The 788-nt window shown below is 68.1% G+C and carries 2 pseudogenes; both read right to left on the reverse strand.

From position 1 onward, the window contains the following. Window positions 1–189: pseudogene (locus GO606_RS00700) on the reverse strand (FAD/NAD(P)-binding oxidoreductase); the annotation flags it as partial. A 25-nt stretch (window positions 190–214) separates the two neighbouring features. Then, a pseudogene (locus GO606_RS00705) lies at window positions 215–788 on the reverse strand (phenylglyoxylate dehydrogenase); the annotation flags it as partial.

Consider the following 788-nt stretch of genomic DNA (forward strand, 5'->3'; position numbering starts at 1 on the left):
CCTGAGGAACACGCGCTCGGGCGCGGATTTTCCGGACACGACGTACGGCAGCACGGTCGGCGAATACGGCAGGTGGGCGTCGCGCGTCACCACCGTCAGGGTGCCGGTCGCGTCATGCATGCGGATCGCGCTGATCGCCTCGAGCGCCGCGTGGCTGCTGCCGACGACGAGGTATTGGGTGTGTTCCATTGCTGGTTCCATGGTTCTGCCGCCCTCAGTCATTCTCGTTGAGCCACACCGGCTCGTTGGGCGCCGGCCCGTCGAGCAGCCGCTCGGTGGCGTCGATGACGCGGTGAAAGTGGCCAATCGTGATGTCCGCGCCCGCCAAGCCCCCGATGAAGCTCATCGCCGGCAGCACCGTGCCCGATTCCCCCGCGAGGCGGTACAGCACGCCGAGCACTTCCTGGTACATCGGCCCGCAGTTCCAGCGAAAGCCCACCGAGCGGTCGACGACACCGAGCGCGCGCACCTTCGACAGGGCGCGCATCAACGCCTCGACCGGGAACGGGCTGAAGGTCTTGATCTTGATGAGGCCGACCTTGCGGCCCGCTTCGCGCGCTTCATCCACGGCGTCCTTGGCCGCGCCCGTCATGCTGCCGAGCGTCATGATCGCGAACTCGGCATCGTCGAGGCGGTACTCCTCGACGAGCGGCGCGTAGCTGCGCCCGAAGCGGCCCGCCCATTCCTCGTGCACTTTGGTGATGACGCCCAGCGCGTTCTGCATGCCTCGGCACTGGCTCTTGCGATAGCGCACGAACGTCGCCGGCCCCTTGCCGCCCGCGCCGCCA

This window comes from Aromatoleum anaerobium (assembly GCF_012910705.2).
GTDB lineage: Bacteria > Pseudomonadota > Gammaproteobacteria > Burkholderiales > Rhodocyclaceae > Aromatoleum > Aromatoleum anaerobium.